Raw genomic sequence first — 23,031 nt, 5'->3', positions numbered from 1 at the left:
GGTGTTAGAGAAGGGCGTTTTAGATGATTGGAAAACAGCGACACCACAACTATCACCGGCAGTCCCGCTGTTCGCTGCAAGTCCTCGTTCCGCCTTGCTCACGCCCTTCGCTCACTGCGGGCTTTCCGCTGCCATCGGGTTTAGATAACAACGACAGTATTTCAAACACCCAATAAGCTGCTGCTAATCCTGGGCTATTCTTCCTCACCCCAGCGGTAGCTTTCGCTTTCCAAGCCGATCAGGTCGATTACCCTATTTACAACCGTAGCAGCCACCTCTTCTATCGTTTGCGGTTTACTGTAGAAAGAAGGCACTGCCGGACAAATAATGCCGCCTGCCTCTGTTACCACTTTCATGTTGTTAATATGGATCAAGTTAAAGGGTGTATCACGAACTACCAGGATCAGCTTCCTTCTTTCTTTTAGAATGACATCCGCAGCCCTGGTTGTAAGGTCGTTTGAAATCCCTGCTGCAATCCTGCCCAAAGTCCCCATTGAACAGGGAATAATTATCATCGTATCATATTTGGCTGATCCGGAGGCAAAGGGAGCCATAAAGTCCATCTTATCATAGAATTGAAAAGAGAAAGACCTATAATCCGCATTGTCCAATTCATACTCCCACACCTGTTTCGCGTTGTCCGACATGACCACACCTACCGCGCTGATCTGCGAAGACAACTGCTCCAATTTCTCCAGCAGCAACTTCGCGTAAACCGAGCCGCTGGCCCCTGTAATTGCAACTATTATTTTCCGTGGCATAGAAATAAATCAAGGACAGTGATCAGAAGCCTTCAGAACCAATTCCCCGCTGCCGTACTGCTTCGTACAAAATAATCCCCGCGGACACAGATACGTTCAAGGAGGATATCTCCCCATACATAGGAATTTTAGCAAGATGATCCGCTATGCGTATCAACTCATTCGATATCCCATCCTCCTCAGATCCCATAATCACAGCAGTTGGAAGTTTATAATCGGGCTTGTACAAGTAATCATTCGTCTTCTCCGTGCAAGCTACCAGCTGCAAACCCGACTCCTGCAAGAACCTTGCTGTTTTTTGCAAACTTTCGTGCCGGCACACAGGAATCTTAAAAAGAGCACCCGCCGATGTTTTAATGGCATCCGGATTGATCTGAGCAGAGCCTTTGGCAGGAATAACGATCGCATGCACTCCTGCACACTCGGCAGTGCGGGCGATAGCACCTAAATTCCGCACGTCTGTTACTCCATCCAACATCAACACAAATGGGGTTTCTCCTCTTTCATAAATCTGTGGGATAATGTTCTCAATTTTCTCGTAAGTCACCGGCGATATTACACCAATTACTCCCTGATGGTTCTTTGGAGTAATCCGGTTCAGCTTCTCTACCGGCACCAACTGATAACTCAACTCCTGCTCTTTCAACAGGCTTTTGAGTTCCAAAAACAAACCTCCGCCCAAGCCCCGCTGCACATAAATAGCTTCGATATCCTTTCCGCTTTTTATCGCTTCTATAACTGCCCGGATGCCAAAAACCATCTGATTAGATTCTCGCTTCGTCCGTTGAGGGTTAGTGTTCATTAGTAAAAAAATTAGCAGGGCAAAGTACCGATATTTTAGTCAATAAATAGGTTTACACATAACAAATTGTTTTGTTTTTAACAGCGACTAAAGTTATCAACACTCGCCAAATCGAAGTTGCATACAGCTTTTTCAGGTAGTTAACAAGTTATCCACAATCAATTGTTAAGATAAAATCTGTTTTTCAACAGCTAGGCGAAAGTGTAAATGACGTTCTGTTCACAAAGATTTTTCTCAGATGAGAGGCTTATCTTTACTTTTGCTGTATGAGCTTAGAAAAGGAAAACGATTACAATCCCGCAAGGAGAAGTTCGCAAGGAAATGAGAGACGGACCCGGTTGAACAATCTCGTAAGCGGACTGGGAAAGCTTCCTCCACAAGCCGTGGACCTGGAAGAGGCAGTGCTGGGAGCTTTGATGTTGGAGAAAGACGCCCTTTCAGCTGTAATTGACATTCTAAAACCTGAAGTTTTTTACAAAGAAAGCCATCAACGGATTTTTGAGGCGATTCACACACTTTTTCAAAAATCTTCACCCATTGATATCCTCACGGTAACCTCTCAGCTGAGAGCGCAGGGGCATTTGGAAATGGTTGGTGGCGCTTATTATATCACCGAGCTTACTAACCGGGTAGTTTCTGCAGCCAATATTGAATACCACGCCCGAATTATCTCTCAAAAATACATTCAGCGTGAACTAATCCGGATTTCTACTGAAATCATCAACAGTGCTTACGAAGACACCACCGATATTTTCGATCTGCTGGACCACGCCGAGAAAAACTTGTTTGACATCGCTCAGAACAACCTGCGTCGCGACTCTCGGAAAATGGACGATATCGTACGGGAGTCTTTGGAAGCGTTAGAGAAACTAAGGGATCGTGTGGACGGCTTAACAGGGGTTCCCTCCGGATTTACCGCACTCGATCGTATGACCTCCGGCTGGCAGGCATCCGACCTGGTGATCATCGCTGCTCGTCCAGCGATGGGTAAAACGGCCTTCGTACTTAGCTGCGCCAGAAACGCAGCCGTTCAGTTTGGAAAGCCGGTGGTAGTGTTCTCATTAGAGATGTCCTCGGTGCAGCTAGTAAATCGTCTGATTTCCGGGGAAGCCGAGATTGAACAGGAAAAGCTTAGAAAAGGAAATTTACAAGAGTGGGAATGGCAGCAGCTGCACTCAAAGATTGGTACGCTGACCGAAGCTCCCCTGTTTATTGACGACACCCCAGCTCTTAATATTTTTGAGTTCCGTGCTAAATGCCGGAGACTTAAGGCGCAATACGATATCCAAATGATCATCATCGACTACCTTCAGTTGATGCACGGTAAAGGCGAAGGAAAAGGCGGTGGAAACCGTGAGCAGGAGATTGGTAGTATTTCCAGAGCCTTGAAGTCGGTAGCGAAAGAACTAAACGTGCCAGTACTGGCGCTTTCACAGTTAAGTCGTGCGGTGGAAAGTCGTCCTGGAGCAAGTAAAAAGCCCATGCTCTCCGACTTGCGGGAGTCTGGTTCAATTGAGCAGGACGCGGATATGGTATTGTTCCTCTACCGTCCGGAATACTATGGACTAACCGAAGATGAGCAAGGAAGATCAACCGTTGGTGTGGGTGAAGTTATCATCGCAAAACACCGTAATGGTGAAACCGGAACTGTTCCACTGCGCTTTATTGGTAAATACGTGAAGTTTGCCGATTTGGAAGAAGACTTCAGCGGTGGAGCGGTACCAGGAGGCTTTGGTGGTGGCGGTGGAGACAATCCTTTTGCTGGACTTACTCCTTCTCAGGACTTTGAAAAACCAAGCAACTTCATCATTCGTCCTTCCCGGATGGACGACCTGGACGACGAGCCTCCGTTTTAATCGAGCATATATTTTGAATGAGCATTCCCTCCGGGTTTGCTCATTCCTCACCACCTACAGGTAAAGCCCAAGCAGAATACCGGCAATAATTAAAATGGGCGTCCTGATCGTTGTAAAATTCAGTATCAGGAAGGTACCGAGAACGATGGCGACAGACATCAGGTTTAAACCGATGGGCTGAAGCAGGAAAATAAAAGCTGCAATAATGAACCCTACCGCCACTGCATTTATCCCCGAAAGGGAATTTCGAATGTGAGCGATTTTTTTGAGATCATTCCAGAAGGGCACAAAGAACAAGACCAAGATTAAGCCGGGTAGATTTATCCCCAGAGTAGCTACAATACTTCCAATTATCTGACCTAAGATACCGTAGTTAGCATTTTTCATCGTCACCGTCCCTACAAAAGAGGTAAAAGAAAAAGTCGGTCCTGGTAAGGCCTGCTGCAAAGCGTAACCACTTAGAAACTCATTAGCTGAGAGATACTGCTTCATTTCCACGAATTCGGTAAACATTAGGGGCACCAGAACGTGTCCCCCACCGAAAATAATGATGCCGTTACGGTAGAAATTCTCAAAAAGACGGATTGGCAAGCTGAAGGGAGACGTTTGGTTGATCAAAGCTCCCAAAGCTGCGAACAATAGCAGGACTCCAAGAAAGTATAGTACTTTATTACGGTTGATGCTGGAAAAAAGCCTTACCCGGAGCTCGCTTTCCTCAGGGGTAGTGTCAAGGGCTGACGATATAATGCCTCCGAGCAGAATAAGGATTGGAAACACATAGGCATTCCGTAATATCAGCGTCACTACCACAGCCGACAAGGCGAGCCAGATAGTTATTTTGGTTTTCAGAACAGATTTTGCCAGTTTAAAGGCCGCGTACGCTACAATACCTACTGCAATAGGCTGTACGTAGCTCAGTACATGATCAAACCGGTCTTTCTCTCCCAGCATAGAGTAGATTATCCCAAAAAAACAAAGTGCAGCTGCAGACGGAGTAATCCAGATTACAAAAGTTAACAAGGCCAGCCAAAGACCGCCCACCTTATAGGCGATACCTACCAAAGTTTGAGTTGAAGAAGGGCCTGGCAGCACCTGGGTAAGGGCATGAAGTTCAAGTAGCTCCGTTTCTGAAATGTACCTTCTTCTTACCACAAAATCCTTCAACATAATGGCGATATGAGCCTGTGCTCCGCCAAAAGCTGTAAGGGTAAAGATGAATACATCTTTAATGAAAAGAAGTTTTCTTGGTGTCAAAGCTAGTCGTCTTCGTAATCTAAGCCCATAGCGGAGTTGTACACTGTTTGAAGCTCTGCATAAGCATGATTATCTCTTGCCGCCCGGGCTATCTGCATTCCTTTCTGATACGTCGAAATTGCGTCCTCCTTCCGATCAAGCTTCTCGTACAATTTCCCAAGATGGTAATAAGTGCCTACATACTCCTGATGGTTCTCTTTCAGATCCTCAAAATACTTAAGGGCACTGTCAGAATCGCCAGCCGATAAATATTCTGTGGCAAGTGCATATTTTAAAAACGGGTCGTTGGGTTCGTTGTTATAGAATTCCAATAGCTTCTGTAAACGCGTTCCGTTCATTTGATTTGTGTTAGCAAGTGTAATGAAACTGTTAGTCTGAGGGGCCGAAAATAGTTTTTTGTAAAAACCCCAAAGGTAAATTTTATGTAAGTTTGCAAAAAAGACGAAGCAATGAAAACATAAATAGACATTGCTGATGCCTTAAAAAACAAAAACAAAAGTAGCTTTTACCAATGACAATACAGAATTGGGCAAGCGTGACTGGTACTTTTGACATCTTTCCTGAGGGGCGCTGCAAGTGATTGGGCATGTCTTCTTAGTTTAGGCTGCAAGTACAATTTAGAAAACGATAATTAGATTGGAATTAAAACCAGGATCTGGTTCATTAGAGAAAAACGTGTTTGACAAGGATGGGAGTGGTTCCAAAATTGATAGAGCAATAAAAAGAATTTAAAGCAAAGGATAAAGTCGCTGAAGACTTGATGCTGTCATGAAGAAAATAAAATTAGACATAGTAGGATTATCATATAGTCAAACACAATCTGGTGCCTATGCACTGGTACTAGGAGAAGTGAACGGACGCAGGCGATTGCCAATTATCATAGGCGGTTTTGAAGCACAAGCTATTGCGATTGAAATTGAAAAGATGACTCCTAGTCGTCCCCTCACTCACGATTTGTTTAAGTCTTTCGCGCAAGCCTTTCAGATTAACATTGAAGAAGTAATCATCTACAATTTGGTTGACGGCATTTTTTACGCGAAGCTTATCTGTAATGACGGAAAAAAGTCTGTGGAGATCGACGCCCGCACTTCAGACGCCATTGCTTTAGCTGTACGCTTTGACTGCCCGATACATACCTATGAATTTATTTTGGCGACTGCAGGGATTATGATTGAAGGTAACGACTTTGTTTTTTTGGAGAACATTGAAGCTCCAACCGAAGAGAAAACACCGTCAGCTCAGGGCAGCTACTCATCTCTAAGTGATGAGGAGTTGAAAGAAAAGTTGCAGCAGGCCCTAGCAGAGGAAGCTTATGAAAAGGCCGCCAGCATAAGAGACGAACTATCGAAGAGAAAATCTTCTTAAATATTCCGAATGCGCCCTTGGGTAATAAGCAACTGAGTTCCTTAACTCTTCTGTTGTTTGTTGCTGCAAATATTTATACATTACTGCTTTAACACATAATCTGCGTACTATATGAGTATTAAATTCCGCTTAATAGCGATGAATTTTCTGCAATTTTTCATCTGGGGCTCCTGGTTAATTACTATCGGTGCATATTGGTTCCAAAACAAGCAGTGGTCGGGATCGGAGTTCGGCGCTATCTTTTCAACTATCGGCATTGCGTCAATCTTCATGCCCGCCATTACTGGTATCATTTCCGACCGTTTCGTCAATGCAGAAAAACTTTACGGTAGTTTACACTTATTAGCAGGCGCAGTATTATTCTGCATCCCTCTCGTAAATAATCCCTCCACTTTTTTTTGGGTGATCTTGTTGAATATGATCTGCTACATGCCCACCCTTTCCCTGTCCATAACCGTGGCCTACACGGCCCTTAGAAACAGTGGAAAAGATGTTATAAAAGATTATCCTCCTATCCGGATCTGGGGCACCATCGGCTTTATCGTTGCATTATGGGTAGTTAGTCTTACACACAACGAAACCTCTCCAAATCAATTTTATATTGCTAGTGCGGCCTCATTTCTACTCGGACTCTATTCGTTTACGCTACCCAAATGTCCTCCGTTGCTTAGTCGAACGGAAGGAAAATCGCTCGTAGACGTTCTTGGACTGAACGCTTTTTCATTATTTAAAGAAGCGCGGATCGCTGTATTTTTTATTTTTTCGATGCTACTCGGCGCCGCCCTTCAGTTGACAAATGCCTATGGGGATACGTTTCTTCATGACTTCAACAACGTCCCCGAATATCAAAACCTAATAGCCGTGCGCTATCCTGCCATTATCATGTCCATCTCTCAGATCTCAGAGACGCTGTTCATTCTTGCAATTCCTTTTTTCCTTAAGAAATTCGGCATAAAGAACGTGATGCTCTTCAGCATGCTGGCCTGGGTTTTACGCTTCGGACTTTTTGCTTTCGCTAACCCTGATGAACGGCTTTGGATGATTATTTTATCCTGCATTATCTACGGAATGGCTTTTGACTTTTTTAATATTTCCGGCTCACTTTTCGTAGAGACGCAAACCGACGCGAAGATCAGGGGGAGTGCTCAGGGCTTATTCATGATGATGGTGAACGGCTTTGGCGCCCTTTTTGGAAGTTTTACCAGCGGAGTATTGATTGAGCGCTTCTTTACACTTCCGGACGGGAGCAAAGAGTGGACTGCAATCTGGATCACTTTCGCCGCTTACGCGCTTGTTTTGGCTATAATTTTCCCATTTGTATTTAAATACAAGCATAACGCCGCTCTGAAATCAGCAATAGCGAATGCTTAGCGGCAACCGACAAAAGTGTTAATAACAAAAAAGCCCGTCGAGTGATCGACGGGCTTTTTATTTCTACGCTAGAGAGTCTAAATTATCTTTTCGCCATTTCTACAAAATCTCTGTCCACAGCACCTACATACACTTGTCTTGGACGTCCGATCGGTTCTTTATTTTCACGCATCTCTTTCCACTGTGCAATCCAACCAGGCAAGCGACCAAGAGCGAATAAAACAGTAAACATATCAGTTGGGAACCCTAGGGCCCTGTAAATGATACCAGAGTAAAAATCCACGTTAGGATAAAGTTTACGCTCAACGAAATAAGGATCGCTCAACGCTGCTTCTTCCAGCCTTTTTGCTATCTCTAACACCGGATCATTGATTCCGAGTTTTGCTAGAATGTCATCACAAGCTTTCTTGATAATCTTCGCCCGCGGGTCGAAGTTCTTATAAACCCGATGTCCAAATCCCATCAACCGGAAATTATCATTTTTATCTTTTGCTTTCGCGATCCACTTGTCAGTATCTCCCCCATCATCCTTGATCTTCTCCAGCATTTCAATAACGGCTTGATTGGCACCGCCATGAAGAGGCCCCCAAAGGGCAGAAATTCCGGCCGATATCGAGGCATAAAGATTACACTCCGAAGATCCGACGATACGAACGGTTGAAGTAGAACAGTTTTGCTCATGATCCGCATGCAGGATTAATAGCTTATTCATTGCATCTACAACTACCGGGTCAATATCTATTTCATGTGTCACCTGTCCAAAGGTCATATGCATGAAATTCGACACGTAATCCAACCTGTTTTGGGGATAAATGAAAGGCTCACCGAGCGACCCTTTGTGTATCCACGAAACGATTGTTGGCATTTTCGCCAGCAGCTTAAGAACAGTTAGATTTATATCATCCTGGGTAGGATTGGGATTCAAGCTCTCAGGAGAAAAAGCTGTTAAGGAACTTACCAATGAACAAAGCTGCCCCATTGGGTGTGCCTTCGACGGGAAACCGTCATAAAACTTTTTCATATCTTCATGCAGTAAAGCATGATAGCTTAACTCTCTCTGAAATTCGTCAAGTGCTGCCTGACTAGGTAAATCACCATAAATGAGCAGGTAAGCAACTTCTAGAAAAGAGCACTTTTCAGCTAATACCTCAATAGGGTAGCCTCTATATTTCAAAATTCCCTGCTCGCCGTCAAGATAGGTTATAGCACTTTTAGTACTACCCGTGTTTTTAAATCCGCTATCAATGGTAATGTATCCGGTTTGATCACGAAGCTTAGAAATATCGATCGCTTTCTCATTCTCAGTACCCGTTATTACCGGCAATTCGTAAGTTTTCTCGCCGAGGTTTATAGAAGCTGTTTCTGACATATATTTGGATGTTGCAACGCAAAAATAATCAAATCTGCCTTTTTTGAAATTTTATTTTCGATTAGCCGAGTAATTTTTGCTTTCGTTTATTTATTATGACCGAATTCTTATTTTTTCATCACAAACGAAGGGAATGTTTCGCATTTTTGTTACAAATGCCAATTTTTAAAACAAAAAAGTCCTGTTTCTTAGCAGGACTTTTAAAGTTTTTCAAAGGTCAACTAGCGACTAAGGTTAAAGCCGTAAGCAATTCGAAGAGCTACTTGACCCAGGTCATATTTAGAAAAGCGCTCATAACGCAGTCCAAGATCTAAACCATTATTGAAACCCAATCCAATCCCAGGAGACCATACGAAGCTGGTTGGTTGGTTATCATCAGTACCAAACCCTGCACCTATTTCCCCTGATAAATAGAAACGCTCTAGTGGAAAAACCTTGATACCGGCTTTTAAAGGAATAAATCCGATACTTCCGGCATCCTCACCTTCAGCTGAGAAATTGGTATAACCGATTGATGCAGTTCCTGAAACATTGCTGTAGAAATCTTTCTGAAGTTTTAAGTCGCCACCTACAGCAAAATTGAAAAACTCATGAGTTGGAATACCTAAACTCAAGCCGACGCCAAGACGAGTATCCTTAGAATCGCCATCGGATGTTTGAGCGCTTGAATTTGTAGAGAAAAAGAGAGCTACAACAGCTGCTGCTGTAGCTATAAATTTAATAGATCTTTTCATGTTGATTTCATTTAGTAACGTTTCCGTTAATAATTTTCATCCTCAACAAGCAAAACCTGAAAAAGTTGGGACTTGATTTTAGTCGCTTGTAATTTCAGGGTCAAGTTTACCTCGAGCATCTATGTCAAAATCTAAGCTCAAGTAGCTTGTTTACTTTTTTTCGCCTAACTATTTACCACACGCTATAGATCAAGCGGTAATATTCGGCGCTAGCAAGAGGCTCACTTTCAATTTTCGGCAAGCGCATGTAATATTCCTACCCCGACCGATGGTAGCCACTTGCAGAAAGACACTTTTAAGATAAGGCAAGACGCACCGCTTTTTACGGAAAGTTAAAAGGTTAAAACTGTGGGGTCATTTTTCCCCAACTCGTAGAAATTGCTTTACCGGGTTTGCAACTAGGATAAGAAAATTAGTCCGCAAACACATAAAAATAAGGATAGTTTCATTTTTTTTTCTTTTATACCCCTGAAAATGAGCCACCTTTCAATTATTGATATAAAATGGCATATGGCTTGCAACTTTAGGACCACCGGCTTAACAGCTTACACTAATATGAAACTCTTGTATTGCTTTTTCGTATCAGGGAGAGCCTCTGAAAGGACAAAGGTTTATAATTCTGGTCGATCTTGCGTATGAAGAAACAAATACTAATCGTAGATGATGAAGTTAGCATCTTAAAACTCTTGAATTTCGTACTGTCGAAGGACTATAATCTGGTTATAAAAAACAGCGGAGTAGAAGCCATCAGTTGGCTTGAACAAGGTAACGACCCAGCTCTCATCATCTCGGACTTAAACATGCCCTATTTTGATGGAAGTTCCTTCATTAGAAATTTAAAAATCAGCGGCTTTTATCGTGACACTCCTGTAATTCTTTTATCCGGAGCTGACGATTTGGATGAAAAAGTGAGGAGCTTGTCCATTAAAGTTGAAAGTTACATGCAAAAACCTTTCAACCCCACAGCCTTAAAATCAGTGATAAGTGATCTTTTAACACGTACAAATGACATTAGCGTCCCAAATTAATCTTTCACATCAAACCGGTGTACATGCAAAGATCGCATATACCGGCACTGAACTAAGAGATTTTGTCGTAACGGAGTTAGCTAGTCAATTTGATGTAGACCAGCACGAGCTTGACTTAAATAATCTGGAGCAGTACCTTAACGATCAATCTTTGCTAACCCTTCCTGACATCCTCATTATTGAGGCGGATAAAAAGGAGCAATGGGTATCCCTGATTTCCAAAATAAGGAAAAATCCGCTGCTTCAAGGGATGATCATTGTTGTGCTGTCCGTGTTTTCAAATAAGACATGGAAAGGAAAGGCAATGCAGTTGAAAATCCATGATTTTTATACATATCCCTTCCCTATTGAAGATCTTACTGAGCGATTAGGCTTCCTGGTAAAGTTCAAGCTAATAAAACCGAAGCTGGCGGAACTTTCGCAAACTGTTGACGTGCGATATCAAATGCCCTACTACAAGCGACTTTTTGACATTGCAGTTTCCGGCGGTGCCCTCCTTATGCTGTCACCTTTCTTTTTGATCATTGCTGCCCTGATTAGGCTTGAGTCAAAAGGACCGGTAATATACAAAAGTAAAAGAGTAGGCACGGGATACAAGGTCTTCAACTTTTACAAGTTCAGATCCATGCGGACTGGAGCAGATCAGGAGATAGCTAAACTTGCCGCCCTGAATCAATATACAGATACGGAAACGGGAAAATCTGCTTTCGTCAAGATCAAAGATGATCCGCGGATTACACGCATCGGAAAATTCATCAGAAATACGAGTATTGATGAGCTTCCTCAACTATTTAATGTTTTGAAGGGGGACATGTCACTGGTAGGCAATCGTCCCCTACCCCTGTATGAAGCAGAAATGTTGACATCCAATGAATGGACAACAAGGTTTTTAGGTCCCGCTGGACTAACAGGATTGTGGCAGATAAGTAAACGAGGGAAAGAGGAAATGTCTGAGCGGGAGCGTAAAAAGTTGGACAACTACTACGCCGCTAATTATTCTTTTTGGCTTGATCTAAAGATCATAATTGGAACTTTCCCTGCTCTTTTACAGAAAGAAAAGGTATAAAACGAAAATGAAATACAAATATAACGCTCTCATCATTGTTTTCTTTCTCGTCATATCAACCCGCTCCTTTTCTCAGGAAAGTATTATGGAGGACATCTCCTACCCTTTCCTAGAAAGATTGGTTGAGACGGCGAAGGAAAACTACCCAACTATTAAAGGGTTGGATTCAAGAATTAAAAGTGCAGAATACGGGGTAGTCCGAGCCAAACTGGGATGGCTTGCTCCACTTTCTGTTTCCTATGTTTACCAGCCAAACGCCGTTCTAAATATTGTGGAACCTAGCTTGTTTAGTGGTATTCAGATTGGATTTACCCTTAATATTGGATCCATAATCCAGAACCCCTGGAATGTAAAACAGGCAAAGGCTGAAACCAAGACGCTACAGTTTGAGAAAGAGGCTTATCTTCTGAACATTGAAGCGCAGGTAAAAACGCGCTATTATCAGTATGTTCAAAAGATGGCCACGTTGAAGCTTCGGTCGCGGGGCATGCTTGATGCCGAGAACATGTTGGGTGGAATGAAATTCAAATATGAAAAGAGCGAGATAACTTTTGGAGATTATAGTCAGGCTTTACTTGCCTTCTATGAACAAAATCAAACCAAACTTCAGGCAGAGAACGAGATGCTGGTAGCTAAAGCCAGCCTGGAAGAACTATTAGGTAAAAAATTAGAAGAAGTAAAGTAAGATGGAAATACAAAAATTTATCAACCTCCTACTGCGCCACAAGCTTACTCTCATCATTCTACCCGCTGTCGCAGTTATTATTACCTACTACATTGTCACGCATCTTCCGGATAGCTATCAGTCACAAGCACAAATATCCACAGGTATAGTTGACGAGACACAAAAATCATCTGTTGATTCAGACAACCAGAACCGGCAGGAAGCTCAAGTGCAACAGGAGTTCAGCAACCTGATCGAGATGATGAAAATGAAGAAGATCATAGATCAGGTTTCTTACAAGCTCATCATGCATGATCTGACTTCGAAGGAACCATTCCGGAAACATAGTAGTCTTCTGACAGAACTTGATCCAGCTGCAAAGAAACATGCTTATCAGGTCTACAAAAAGAAATATCAGAACAGAGAGGGCCTGAACTTGTGGAATGCGGATCAGAACGGCCTGCACAGGCTGCTTCGTTCTATGCGCTACGAGGAGGAAGCGATCAAGCAAAAGCTTTTGGTGTACCGTGCCGGTAATAGCGACTTTATCTATGTGGAGTTTTCTTCAGAAAACCCTGAACTGTCGGCCTTCGTCGCAAACGCTATTTGCGAAGAGTTTATCAAGTACTACACCGTCCTGGTAAAGGAAAACAAAAATAAAGCTAAAGATTTCTGGGCGAAGCTGTTGCAGGAAAAGTATCAGGCGATGAACGAAAAGATACTGGGCCTGAAGAATTACAAAATTCAAAATCGGGTGCTTAACCTTTACGAGCAATCGCGGATCCTTTACGGGCAGATTATTGAGTTTGAGGCTAAAAAGGTATTGGCAGAAAAAGATGTAATTGCAGCGAAGGGGGCACTTAAAAATATCGACGGCAAGTTTTCACCACAAGACAGGAGATATATCGAGGCTACTCAAACTCGTATCAATCAAGATATTCTGGATTCTAAGAGAAAGCTGATGCAATTAAGCGACCAGTATATTCAGAGCGGTTACGACCCTAGGTATAAGACGAGTATAGACTCGATGAAAAGAATCCTCACACTTGAGATTAACAATCTTTCTGATAAATACATTACCAATCCGCTCAATGCCAAACAAGATCTCGTCTCAAGAAAGATTATGCTTGAAATTCAGCACGATCTGGATCAGTACAGTTTACAACGATACGAGGAAGAGCTGGAAGAATTAAACAACCGGTTCGATCAATTAGTGCCCAACGAGGCAGTTGTTCAAACTTTCGAACGGGACATTGACATTACCAGCCGGGAATATTTGGAGATATTGAATAAGTATAACCTGACAAGCATGGAATCAGGTTATTCAATAAAATTAAAGCAGGTTCAGATGGCCATGCCAGGTTTAGCCCAGCCGTCCAAAAAGATGCTGCTTGTAATCCTGAGTGGGATGATCAGTTTTGTCTTCTGCTTTGTGATTATTTTCCTGTTGTTCTTCCTGGACAACTCTATTACCACACCAAAAGAATTGGCTCAGAGGACCAAATCTTCCGTACTCGGGTATCTTAATGCGCTTCCCGGAAATTTGCTGGATATCAATAATATTTGGAAAGGGCAGAACCAGGACAAGGAGATTGTGCTACTCAAAGAACAATTGCGATCGATCAGGTTTGAGCTGGAGAAGGAATTTAGCGGAAAGGAACGGATACTGGGAATCACCAGCTTGAGAGGGAATGAGGGAAAAACTTTTGTAACCCTCAATCTTGCTTATGCCTTCGCGATGATCGGCAAAAAAGTACTGTTGATTGATGGCAACTTCATCAGCCCGTCCATCAGCAAGACGGTAAACTCGAACTTATTCCTGGAAGATATCCTAAAAGAAAAAAATCAGGACAGTTTTTTGTCTGTCAAGGAAGCGCCGATTGTCGTTTTAAGCAATCGAGGAGGTGATAATTCTCTGCTTGAACTGAGTTCGGAGCAGAATATAAAAAATAAGCTAAAAGAACTTCAGGATCTGTTTGATATTATCATTATTGAAACATCTCCTCTTGATTCACTCAGCAAGGCCAAGGAGTGGTTTGTTTTCACGAATAAGGTATTAGGTGTGTTTGAAGCAGGACAAAGTATTAACGAATACAAACGCCAGAACATTAACTACCTGAAAGCTCTTTCGGATCAGTTTGCTGGTTGGGTTCTGAACAAAACCAAGAACGAGAAAGAAGCCAAAAAGAAAAAGAGCAAAACCTGGTTCTTCACTCGTAAAAAACAAACAATTGATTTACCTGAAAAAGAATTAGCAAATGTTTGATAGCTTAATTACCGGGTTATGGATCGCTATTCAGGTTATTATAGGATATAACCTAATTTTGCCTTTGGTTCTTTTCATATGGAACCTGCTTAAAGGAAAGGACCGTGACCAGGTAATTAAATCTGTCGGTGAGGAAAACGACTACGGGATAATCGTAACAGCCTATGAACAGACTGACTCCCTACCCGCTGTAGTAGAGTCACTGCTGAAGCTGAAATATGAAAACTTTCTGATCTACATCGTTGCTGATAAGTGCGATATTAGCAGGCTAAGTTTTGCAAGCGAAAAGGTGATCCTTCTACGACCTGAAGAAACCTTAGCAAGCAATACGCGTTCACACTTCTACGCGATTCGAAACTTTAGAAGGGCACATAACAGAATAACAATTATCGATAGCGATAACTTGGTACATCCTGACTATCTGAACGAACTGAATGTGTTCTTTGATCAGGGCTACAATGCAGTGCAGGGTGTCAGAGCTGCGAAAAACTTAAACACTACTCTCGCCTGCCTGGATGCCGCAAGAGATGTATATTACCACTTTTACGATGGCAAGATTCTTTATAACCTTGGATCATCAGCCACGCTAGCAGGTTCAGGAATGGCATTTTCGACATCTCTCTACCGTTCATGTCTGGAAGGCAGAGATGTATCAGGAGCCGGTTTCGACAAAGTGCTTCAATACGAAATCTTGAAGCAGGAAGCGAGGATTGCTTTCGCTGAACAGGCCATTGTTTACGATGAAAAAACGGCAAAATCAGATCAACTGGTCAACCAACGCTCCCGCTGGATTAATACGTGGTTTAAGTATTTCAAATTTGGATTTAATCTGATTGCTGAGGGCATCAAAAATTTCAGTACAAATCAAACTCTGTTTGGCCTGATTCTGCTTCGACCACCACTCTTCATATTTTTGATTCTTTCCGCATTTTTCGGCGCTATCAATCTCTTCATCGATCCCTTTATATCGCTCGTGTGGGTTGCTGCTTTTTTTGCCTTTGTACTTGGATTTGCGTTAGCGCTAATGTCTTCAAACACCGATAAGAGAATATATCGTTCGTTAATTAACATCCCCAGGTTTATGTTTTTCCAAGTACTTTCTCTATTAAGTGCCAGGAAAGCCAATCAGCGGTCTGTCGCTACACGACATTCAAGCCAGACCAAGATTGAAGAGATTATAGACTTGCAGGAGCAACCATTGAAGTAGCATGAGATTTGATCCCGAAGAAGAAGAAAAAGTTGACCAAGAAAAGATCAATAAGATAACCAGAAAGGTGGCTCTCGCGCTGGCAGTTGTAAGCACCTATTACTGGTTTATTAAAATAGTATTTCTATAGTGGAAAAGTTGCAACTACCTCTAGACAGCACGCCAACTCCTGAAAAAGGAAACAAAGTTCTATTGTTTCTGAAACGGATTACAATAACAGAGAAGTTACTGAATATGTATGGCGTAACGTTCCTCTTAGGAATCTGTTTAACCTTGGGATTCCTCACAGGAAAGTTTGGGCCAGCTCCTGGCATCCTGATACTAGCGCCATTTATTGGAATACCGATAGTGACAGCCGTTGTGGCCTATCCTCGATTTGGAATTGTGGTATTGCTGGTAATGGCCTTTTTTCTATTTGTACTCATGCGACTTGGGGTTCCTTTCCCTGCCGGCACATTGATGGATGCACTTCAGGCCTTACTGCTACTTGGCTTTTTTATAAACCAGAAAAGTAATCCAGACTGGAAGATGTTTAAGGACCCCTTATCCATCGTGATTCTCATCTGGATCGGTTATAACGTTCTACAGGTAGCTAACCCAGCGTCTGAATCACGAATGGCCTGGCTCTATACCATTCGTTCCATGGCGGTTGTAATGACGATGTACTTCGTTTTTATGTACCAGATAAAAACAATCAGCTTCCTGAAGTTTATTATCAAGCTTTGGCTTGGGCTCGCGCTCTTCTCGGCTCTGTACGCCTTCAAGCAAGAGCATATAGGCTTTTTTGGGTTTGAGTCAGCTAATTTCAACGATCCTGAGATCATTGGCCTTCTTTTTATCAACGGGCACTGGCGGGTTTTCTCGATATTCTCAGATCCGGTTGCCTTCGCTTACAACATGGCGATAAGTATTCTACTTTGCATCGGCTTAATGTTCGGTCCCATTTCAGCAACAAAGAAAAAGATACTAGGCGCTATGGTGATCTTCTTCTTTATGAATATGCTCTACTCCGGAACGCGGGGAGCATACGTATTGGTGCCTGTAGCGCTGGTACTGCTGGCGATACTCAATTTCAACAGACGAATTATGATCTTTAGTGCCGTCGCCGGATTTATGCTTGCTTTCATCATCTCGATTCCAACCAGCAACCAGACGCTCTACCGCTTTCAGTCAGCGTTTAAACCCTCAGACGACGCCTCCTTTAACGTGAGAAAAAATAATCAAAAGCGGATTCAGCCTTACATCCAGTCGCACCCCATGGGCGGTGGGTTGGGAGCTACAGGTGTTTGGGGACAACGTTTTGCTCCTCACTCCTTTCTTGCAAGTTTCCCGCCAGATAGCGGATATGTGCGCGTAGCGGTAGAATTAGGTTGGTTGGGATTGATCATCTTCTGCACCTTCATGTTTCTGGTACTAAAAACAGGGGTAGAAAACTTTTATAAAATAAAGGACCCATTCCTAAAATCAATAGCGCTATCCATGTTACTGATAGCTTTCGCTCTAAATATCGGAAACTATCCGCAGGAGGCCTTCGTGCAATTTCCAACGAGTATCTATTTCTACATGGTAGTCGCTATCATCAACGTTGCTCCAAAGCTCGACAAACAGCAATCGGCCGAGGAGATAACCAAGAACGAGCCGCAGTTTATCTGAGACTAGCAGCACTGATAAAACAAGTAATTCAAGAGGCGATAGCTGAATCGTTCGCTGCTAACACTGCCTGAAAGTTAAAAACAGAAGAGCTGATTTAACCAGAAATTAATTTTAACTAGTAACAATACATCTTCCATCACCGTATAACCTGCATTGCCAAGCTTACTGTGAATGTAAAAGCATGAGAAAGAATAGCTTAACAAGATGCATCAACAAAACAAGTGCTACCGCCGGTACCTGTAATTGGGATTAGACAAACGCTTTAGAAGTATGTTCTCTTAATTGTAACCATGAGTTTAGTAGAAAGTCTTAAATCACATCCGACACTTAAAAAGCTTGCACTACGTTTGTTAATGCCTAGGAACGAGCATCGTCCGAGATTGTGGGTAAAAGTTCTGCTCAACCCGTTCAAACATAGCCGCGGCCGCTCCTCAATCATTCGCAGAAATACCCGCCTGGATGTCTTCCCTTTCAACTCTTTTTCTCTTGGATCCTGTTCGGCAATAGAGGACTTTGCAACGATAAATAACGGCGTAGGAGACGTTTTAATAGGCGACAAAACCATTATTGGAATTGGAAATGTAATAATTGGTCCGGTGACCATCGGGAACAATGTTATGTTTGCACAAAACATTGTGGTCTCAGGCCTTAACCATGCCTATGAAGATATTAGCATACCCCCTAGCGAGCAGAAAGTAGTTACCTCTCCCATACACATCGCAGATAATGTTTGGATTGGCGCTAACAGTGTTATCACCGCTGGTACCTCCGTCGGCAAACATTCTGTAATTGGAGCAGGAAGCGTTGTAACCAAAGATGTGCCTGAATATTCGGTAGCCGTTGGAAACCCGGCCCGCATAATTAAAAAGTACAATTTCGAATCTAAACAGTGGGAGAAATTAGTATAATGGCAAGCTCTCCGAAAAATATTGTAATTCTCGGCTCCGGAAAGTTTGACGGCGAATACCCTTCTACGATATTTACCCTTGCCCGCTTGTTTGCTAAAGAACACAAAGTTCTCTACGTTGAATACCCCTTCACTATTAACGATTGCGTTAGCCTGAGAAACACGGAGCAATACAAAGTTCGCAAGCCTCATTTTACATGGAATGCTACTGGAATCATCAAAACGGATCTTCCCAATCTCGACATATTAATAACGCCGCCGGTTCTTTCTATAAACTTCCTCCCTGAAGGTGCTCTATACCGCAAGATTCTGAAGATTAACGAGTCGATTATCGCCAACAGAATAAGAAAAGTACTTAAAATGCGAGGGATAGAAGACTTCGTCTATATCAATTCATTTAACTTCCACTACCCTGGCATTGCCCAATTAATAAAGCCGAAACTAACGGTGTACCATTCTGTTGACCCCATAATTGTGCCTTACGACATGAAGCACGGTTATGTCTCGGAGAAGCAATTATTAGAAGAAAGCAACCTGGTTATCTGTACGAGCAAACATCTCTTTGAGGTAAACAAAAAGCATAACAAAAAGACATTTTTTATTCCCAATGCGGCCGATGTCAGCCATAGTCAAAAAGCACTTGCAGAAGATCTGATCATTCATCCGAGCATCAAAGAAATTAAAAAGCCAATCATTGGCTATGTGGGCAATATTGAACGACGAATTGATTTCGACCTACTAAAACCAGCTATTGAGAAAAACCCGGACAAATCCTTTGTTTTTGTAGGGCCTGTTGATGAAACCTTTCTCCCTCAATGGTTCGTCAATTCAGACAACGTGCATATGGTTGGAAAAGTGCCCTACCAGGACTTACCCTCGATATACAAAGGCATAGACGTAGCTCTTATCCCTTTTAAAACGGATGAAGTTAGTGCTACTATTTTCCCTCTGAAACTTTTTGAATATCTGGGAGCTGGGAAACCGGTTGTCGCGTCAAATTTTAACCCGGATCTGGAGAGCTGGACTGAAGGTACAGTAGCTTACTGCCCTGATACGGATTCATTTGAACAAGCTATTAAAGAGGCAATTAATACAGAAACTGTAGTAAAAGTAGAAAAGCGTCTGGCAGTAGCTGCAAAGAACACTTGGGACAAACGGGCGCAAGACTTTTTATCACTATTAGACATCAATTATAACTGATTTTATTATACCCATATGAAAGTAAGAAAACCGGCTTCGCGGAAAGACCTTTCGATCAGAAAAGAATTTAGAGTTCTGGATATTGGAGGAGGACACAACCCGCATCCGAGAGCGAATGTAGTTGTAGACAAGTACATTAATGATAACACGCATCGGGGACGGGACATTAGGGTTCTTCATAACCAGGAGTTTATCCACGCTGATGGCGAGCATCTCCCCTTTAAAGACAAGGAATTTGACTACGTTATTTGTTGTCACGTACTTGAACATGTAGAAAACCCAGAGCAGTTTGTGGCAGAACAATCGAGAGTTGCACCAAGAGGTTATATTGAGACGCCCTCGCTTTTAGGAGAGTTTTTAGCTCCAAAGGAATCTCATAAATGGGTACTACAGGAAATTGATAATAAAATCGTGTTGTATGAGAAAGAGAAGATAGACTTCCGACCCCAATATGATTTTGGAGATTTGTTTCTTTACTATCTTCCCAAAATATCCGTCGGATATAAGATTATCGAGCGCACGCAGCCCGACTTATTCACCCTTCGTCATGAATGGAAAGATAATATTGAGATTTTAGTGAACCCGGATAGCTCCTATTATCGGGAGTTTTTTACCAAGCCTTGGGATGAAAAGTTTTATGACAAAGTATTTCAACCACGTTCTTTAGGTCAGGAAGGTCTTGCTGCATTGTCAGCAATTGTAGAAATCACGGGTTCGGTGTTTAAAAGTAAGATTTTAAAACGTTCTTAGTTGATGAAATAGAAGACATAAAAAAAGAGAAAGGACTTCCTTTCTCTTTTTTTATGTCTTCTCCTCACCATTACCACTTTCTAAAGTGATAATCGAAATTGAACTTTATGTGACGATATAGATGCCGCATAGCAGTAACAAGCGGATTTCCCGCTTCTCTCCAATAATTCCTTTTCATCGTACTCGGCTCTGCCGCTGAATTGCTTTGATCGAATAATCCTTTAAAATCATTGTAATACAAAGCTTTAGGCTTTTTCTGAAGCACTGAAAACATCATGTGATATTCAGTTGCGTCACCTTTAATACCTTCTGGATATTTTCCGAATTTATCCAAAAAGTTGCTTCTTCGCAGGTGCGGATGATCGCTGTAGAAATAGTATTTTCGATACCCCCAGTACCAGGGCCAGGGACTAAACACCATTTCAGAAAAACCGTTTTTAAACGGTTTAAGGAACGGGTACTTGAAATAGGCGTAAAACCTAACCATATCAAGGTCACTCTGCTCCTCCAAAAAATACAAGGCATCCTTTAACTTTTCTTTAAATGGCGGCAAGGGGACAAAGTCTTCCTGCACGTATAAGGTAAGCGGCGTAATTACTGCTTGCTGCCCTTTGTTAAGATTATTTCCCAGGCCCCTGTTTTGCGGTGTCGTTATTAAACGAAACTGGTACTTCTCTTGGATCTCCTGCAACTTCTGCTGGTGTTCAACTTTACTTCCGTCATCAGAGACAACAATATCCTCAAATAAAAAACCTCCTTCTTTGAAGACTGACAGCAAACGTTCCAGAGAATTACTGCGATTATAATGAGTGATTAATAACGTAACCCCCTTAAAATAAACTTCTTCCATTTTACTTTAGTAAAAGAAATTGTACTGTATTTTTAACTAGTCTATACTTTTGATACAAGGCCCTTAAGACAAAAATTGGAAAGGTATTTTGCTGCTTCCAACGACTTCTTCTCATCGTACTTGGCTCTTCATCGTAATTCACCTGATCAAATAGATCACGGAACTTATCGTAAAACAGCCCTTTTGCCCCATGTTTTACGAAAGACAAGCACATTGAAAATTCCGTTAAATCCCCTTTTAATCCTTCCGGATACCTTCCAAACTTCTGGAAAAAGTTACTTCTCCGCAGATGCGGATGATCGCTATAAAAATAGAATTTTAAATGATCTATATACCAAAGATTTAGCTTAAAAATCATTTCAGAGAACCCTTTACCGTAAGGTCTGGTATACGGGTACCTAAAATAAGCATAAAACCTAATAATATCGAGGTCAGCATCCTTTTGCATAAATTGTAAGGCATTAGGAAACTCATCTCTAAAAGCCTCGAAAGGAATAAAATCTTCTTGCACGTAAAGGGTGAAAGGCTTGGTCACAGCGTCTTGTCCTTTATTTAGATTGTTTCCCAGGCCCAGGTTAACAGGAGTAGTAACTAGCTTAAACTGAAACCTCTCCTGCATCGCACAGATCCTGCTCAAGTGAGCTTTATTACTTCCATCATCAGACACAACTATCTCCCCAAACTCAAAACCTAGTCGCTGAAAAGCAGTAAGAAGGCGATGCAGTGAGGCACTCCTGTTATAATGGGTAATTAACAAACTAACATTAGGGTAGCTAAATTTGACCATTAGGAATGTAGCAGCTGTAGAGTAAAAAAGAACTGAGGTATACGCGTTTTACAACATTAAAGTTATGGCAAGCTTTGTTAGAAAGCAATTATGATTAGAAAGTTTGATTTATTTAATTGAAGATAACAAGGAGCTTAACTTCGACTAAAGTTCTTCAATTCATCAATTATAAACTTTAAAGTACATTTTTGTACTTTTTCTGGTACAAAAATTAGCTCCGTTTCTGCTGCCAAGCACTCAGGAACTACTTACTGACCTATTAACCAACTCGTTTTTAGCCTCTTGCCATTTCATACGGTTTATTGGCCTACAAATTGAATGTCTGGAGTACAAACACACTGAAAATTAACAAAAATGAAAATTACTATGAAAAAAATAGCTTTACTAGCAGTAGGGTTCCTGATGGCAGGATCATCTGCATTCGCACAAACAACAACTACAACAACTACAACTGGTCCATCTTGGGGTCTAAAAGTAGGCGTTAACTTGCCCAAATACAGCTTTCATGCGGAGGACGCAGAAAATCCCGAAACTAAAACAACTACAAACTTCCACGTTCGTGCTTTCGTCGACCTTCCTGTCGGCGCAATGTTTTCTATTCAGCCAGGAATTGGATTAGAAGGTAAAGGAGGGGAAGTAGGGCAAATCGGCGATGCTGAGATAAAAGACAACACTATGTGGATTGAAGTACCAGTAAACTTAGTTGGTAAAATTCCTTTGGGTGCCACCGGTAGCAACATTTTCTTAGGAGCAGGCCCGTATGCAGCGCTTGGTGTATCGGGTGAAAGAGTAACAGATACTAACAATGGCACCGATACCAGTCAGAAAATTAAATTTGGCGACGAACAAGGTGGTAGTTTAGCTACTGGTAATTTGAAATCGCTAGACCTAGGAGTTAACTTCATGGGAGGCGTGAGATTAGGTAGCGGATGGCTAGTTGGTGCACAATACGGACTTGGCTTAAATGACCTTCGTCCTAATGGGGAAGGTGGCGAAGGAAAATTGACTCAGCGAGTATGGTCATTCTCCCTTGGATACTCTTTTTAAAGGCTAAACATTAATCATTTCTCAACTCATCTACCTATAAAAAATCCGCCTCCGGGCGGATTTTTTTTATCATCAACTATCCTCTTTTTAAGCT

The 23,031-nt window shown here is 42.1% G+C and carries 22 protein-coding genes; 14 read left to right on the top strand and 8 right to left on the bottom strand.

All coding sequences use genetic code 11. The features are described from left to right. Positions 1-194 precede the first annotated feature (194 nt). Positions 195-761, bottom strand: a complete 567-nt coding sequence (locus J4N23_RS11245) for a UbiX family flavin prenyltransferase (RefSeq protein WP_207427331.1) — start codon at positions 759-761, stop codon at positions 195-197. Between the two features lie 22 nt (positions 762-783). Next, the gene (gene rlmB / locus J4N23_RS11240) at positions 784-1,563 is read right to left on the bottom strand and encodes a 23S rRNA (guanosine(2251)-2'-O)-methyltransferase RlmB (protein ID WP_207427329.1); all 780 of its coding nucleotides are present in this window, start codon (positions 1,561-1,563) and stop codon (positions 784-786) included. A gap of 266 nt (positions 1,564-1,829) precedes the next feature. On the opposite strand from rlmB, the gene dnaB reads away from it, so the two are divergent. After that, complete coding sequence (dnaB, locus tag J4N23_RS11235; RefSeq protein WP_207427328.1) at positions 1,830-3,419, top strand: replicative DNA helicase; 1,590 nt, start codon at positions 1,830-1,832, stop codon at positions 3,417-3,419. Positions 3,420-3,473: 54 nt separating this feature from the next. Here dnaB and chrA read toward each other — a convergent pair whose 3' ends face one another. Both chrA and J4N23_RS11225 read right to left on the bottom strand, forming a co-directional pair. Beyond that, positions 3,474-4,673, bottom strand: coding sequence for a chromate efflux transporter (gene chrA / locus J4N23_RS11230; protein WP_242689194.1), 1,200 nt, complete (start codon positions 4,671-4,673; stop codon positions 3,474-3,476). Positions 4,674-4,675: 2 nt separating this feature from the next. After that, positions 4,676-5,011 (bottom strand): tetratricopeptide repeat protein, encoded by a 336-nt coding sequence (locus J4N23_RS11225; RefSeq protein WP_207427327.1) that lies wholly within the window; start codon positions 5,009-5,011, stop codon positions 4,676-4,678. 430 nt (positions 5,012-5,441) lie between these two features. Here J4N23_RS11225 and J4N23_RS11220 point away from each other — a divergent pair, with 430 nt between their 5' ends. Both J4N23_RS11220 and J4N23_RS11215 read left to right on the top strand, forming a co-directional pair. Next, entirely contained in the window at positions 5,442-6,038 is a 597-nt protein-coding gene (locus tag J4N23_RS11220) for a bifunctional nuclease family protein (RefSeq protein ID WP_207427326.1), read from the top strand. A 111-nt stretch (positions 6,039-6,149) separates the two neighbouring features. Continuing rightward, positions 6,150-7,409 carry a nucleoside permease gene (locus J4N23_RS11215; protein ID WP_207427324.1) on the top strand — a complete coding sequence of 420 codons (1,260 nt, stop codon included), beginning with the start codon at positions 6,150-6,152 and terminating at the stop codon, positions 7,407-7,409. Positions 7,410-7,491: 82 nt separating this feature from the next. On the opposite strand, the gene J4N23_RS11210 is transcribed toward J4N23_RS11215, so the two are convergent. Continuing rightward, positions 7,492-8,778, bottom strand: a complete 1,287-nt coding sequence (locus J4N23_RS11210) for a citrate synthase (protein ID WP_207427323.1) — start codon at positions 8,776-8,778, stop codon at positions 7,492-7,494. 221 nt (positions 8,779-8,999) lie between these two features. Further along, positions 9,000-9,512, bottom strand: coding sequence for an outer membrane beta-barrel protein (locus J4N23_RS11205; RefSeq protein ID WP_207427320.1), 513 nt, complete (start codon positions 9,510-9,512; stop codon positions 9,000-9,002). A 635-nt stretch (positions 9,513-10,147) separates the two neighbouring features. On the opposite strand from J4N23_RS11205, the gene J4N23_RS11200 reads away from it, so the two are divergent. From J4N23_RS11200 to J4N23_RS11160, 10 genes are all read left to right on the top strand, one after another. After that, the gene (locus J4N23_RS11200; RefSeq protein WP_207427319.1) at positions 10,148-10,540 is read left to right on the top strand and encodes a two-component system response regulator; all 393 of its coding nucleotides are present in this window, start codon (positions 10,148-10,150) and stop codon (positions 10,538-10,540) included. Further along, positions 10,518-11,606, top strand: coding sequence for a sugar transferase (locus tag J4N23_RS11195; RefSeq protein WP_207427318.1), 1,089 nt, complete (start codon positions 10,518-10,520; stop codon positions 11,604-11,606). Before J4N23_RS11200 ends, J4N23_RS11195 begins: the two co-directional genes overlap by 23 nt. 7 nt (positions 11,607-11,613) lie before the next feature. After that, entirely contained in the window at positions 11,614-12,291 is a 678-nt protein-coding gene (locus tag J4N23_RS11190) for a TolC family protein (protein ID WP_207427314.1), read from the top strand. 1 nt (position 12,292) lies between these two features. Then, a complete protein-coding gene (locus J4N23_RS11185; RefSeq protein WP_207427313.1) occupies positions 12,293-14,536 on the top strand; it encodes an AAA family ATPase in 2,244 nt (747 codons plus the stop codon). Next, the gene (locus J4N23_RS11180; protein WP_207427311.1) at positions 14,529-15,743 is read left to right on the top strand and encodes a glycosyltransferase; all 1,215 of its coding nucleotides are present in this window, start codon (positions 14,529-14,531) and stop codon (positions 15,741-15,743) included. Before J4N23_RS11185 ends, J4N23_RS11180 begins: the two co-directional genes overlap by 8 nt. A gap of 1 nt (position 15,744) precedes the next feature. Beyond that, positions 15,745-15,873, top strand: coding sequence for a hypothetical protein (locus tag J4N23_RS21100; RefSeq protein ID WP_255534811.1), 129 nt, complete (start codon positions 15,745-15,747; stop codon positions 15,871-15,873). Beyond that, entirely contained in the window at positions 15,873-17,396 is a 1,524-nt protein-coding gene (locus J4N23_RS11175; protein ID WP_370527263.1) for an O-antigen ligase family protein, read from the top strand. Before J4N23_RS21100 ends, J4N23_RS11175 begins: the two co-directional genes overlap by 1 nt. Positions 17,397-17,686: 290 nt before the next feature. Next, a complete protein-coding gene (locus J4N23_RS11170; RefSeq protein WP_207427309.1) occupies positions 17,687-18,304 on the top strand; it encodes a DapH/DapD/GlmU-related protein in 618 nt (205 codons plus the stop codon). Then, complete coding sequence (locus tag J4N23_RS11165; protein WP_207427308.1) at positions 18,304-19,503, top strand: glycosyltransferase; 1,200 nt, start codon at positions 18,304-18,306, stop codon at positions 19,501-19,503. Before J4N23_RS11170 ends, J4N23_RS11165 begins: the two co-directional genes overlap by 1 nt. Before the next feature lie 15 nt (positions 19,504-19,518). Then, entirely contained in the window at positions 19,519-20,253 is a 735-nt protein-coding gene (locus J4N23_RS11160; protein WP_207427307.1) for a bifunctional 2-polyprenyl-6-hydroxyphenol methylase/3-demethylubiquinol 3-O-methyltransferase UbiG, read from the top strand. A 70-nt stretch (positions 20,254-20,323) separates the two neighbouring features. Here the strand turns inward: J4N23_RS11160 and J4N23_RS11155 are convergent, their stop codons facing one another. After that, positions 20,324-21,103, bottom strand: a complete 780-nt coding sequence (locus tag J4N23_RS11155) for a glycosyltransferase (protein WP_207427306.1) — start codon at positions 21,101-21,103, stop codon at positions 20,324-20,326. A 1-nt stretch (position 21,104) separates the two neighbouring features. Beyond that, a complete protein-coding gene (locus J4N23_RS11150; protein WP_207427304.1) occupies positions 21,105-21,890 on the bottom strand; it encodes a glycosyltransferase in 786 nt (261 codons plus the stop codon). A gap of 366 nt (positions 21,891-22,256) precedes the next feature. On the opposite strand from J4N23_RS11150, the gene J4N23_RS11145 reads away from it, so the two are divergent. After that, positions 22,257-22,937, top strand: a complete 681-nt coding sequence (locus J4N23_RS11145) for an outer membrane beta-barrel protein (protein WP_207427302.1) — start codon at positions 22,257-22,259, stop codon at positions 22,935-22,937. The last annotated feature ends 94 nt before the right edge of the window (positions 22,938-23,031 follow it).

Origin of the sequence: Pedobacter sp. SYSU D00535 (genome assembly GCF_017355855.1) — a bacterium.
Taxonomy (GTDB): Bacteria; Bacteroidota; Bacteroidia; order Sphingobacteriales; family Sphingobacteriaceae; genus Desertivirga.
This window is presented reverse-complemented; position numbering and strand designations above follow the sequence as displayed.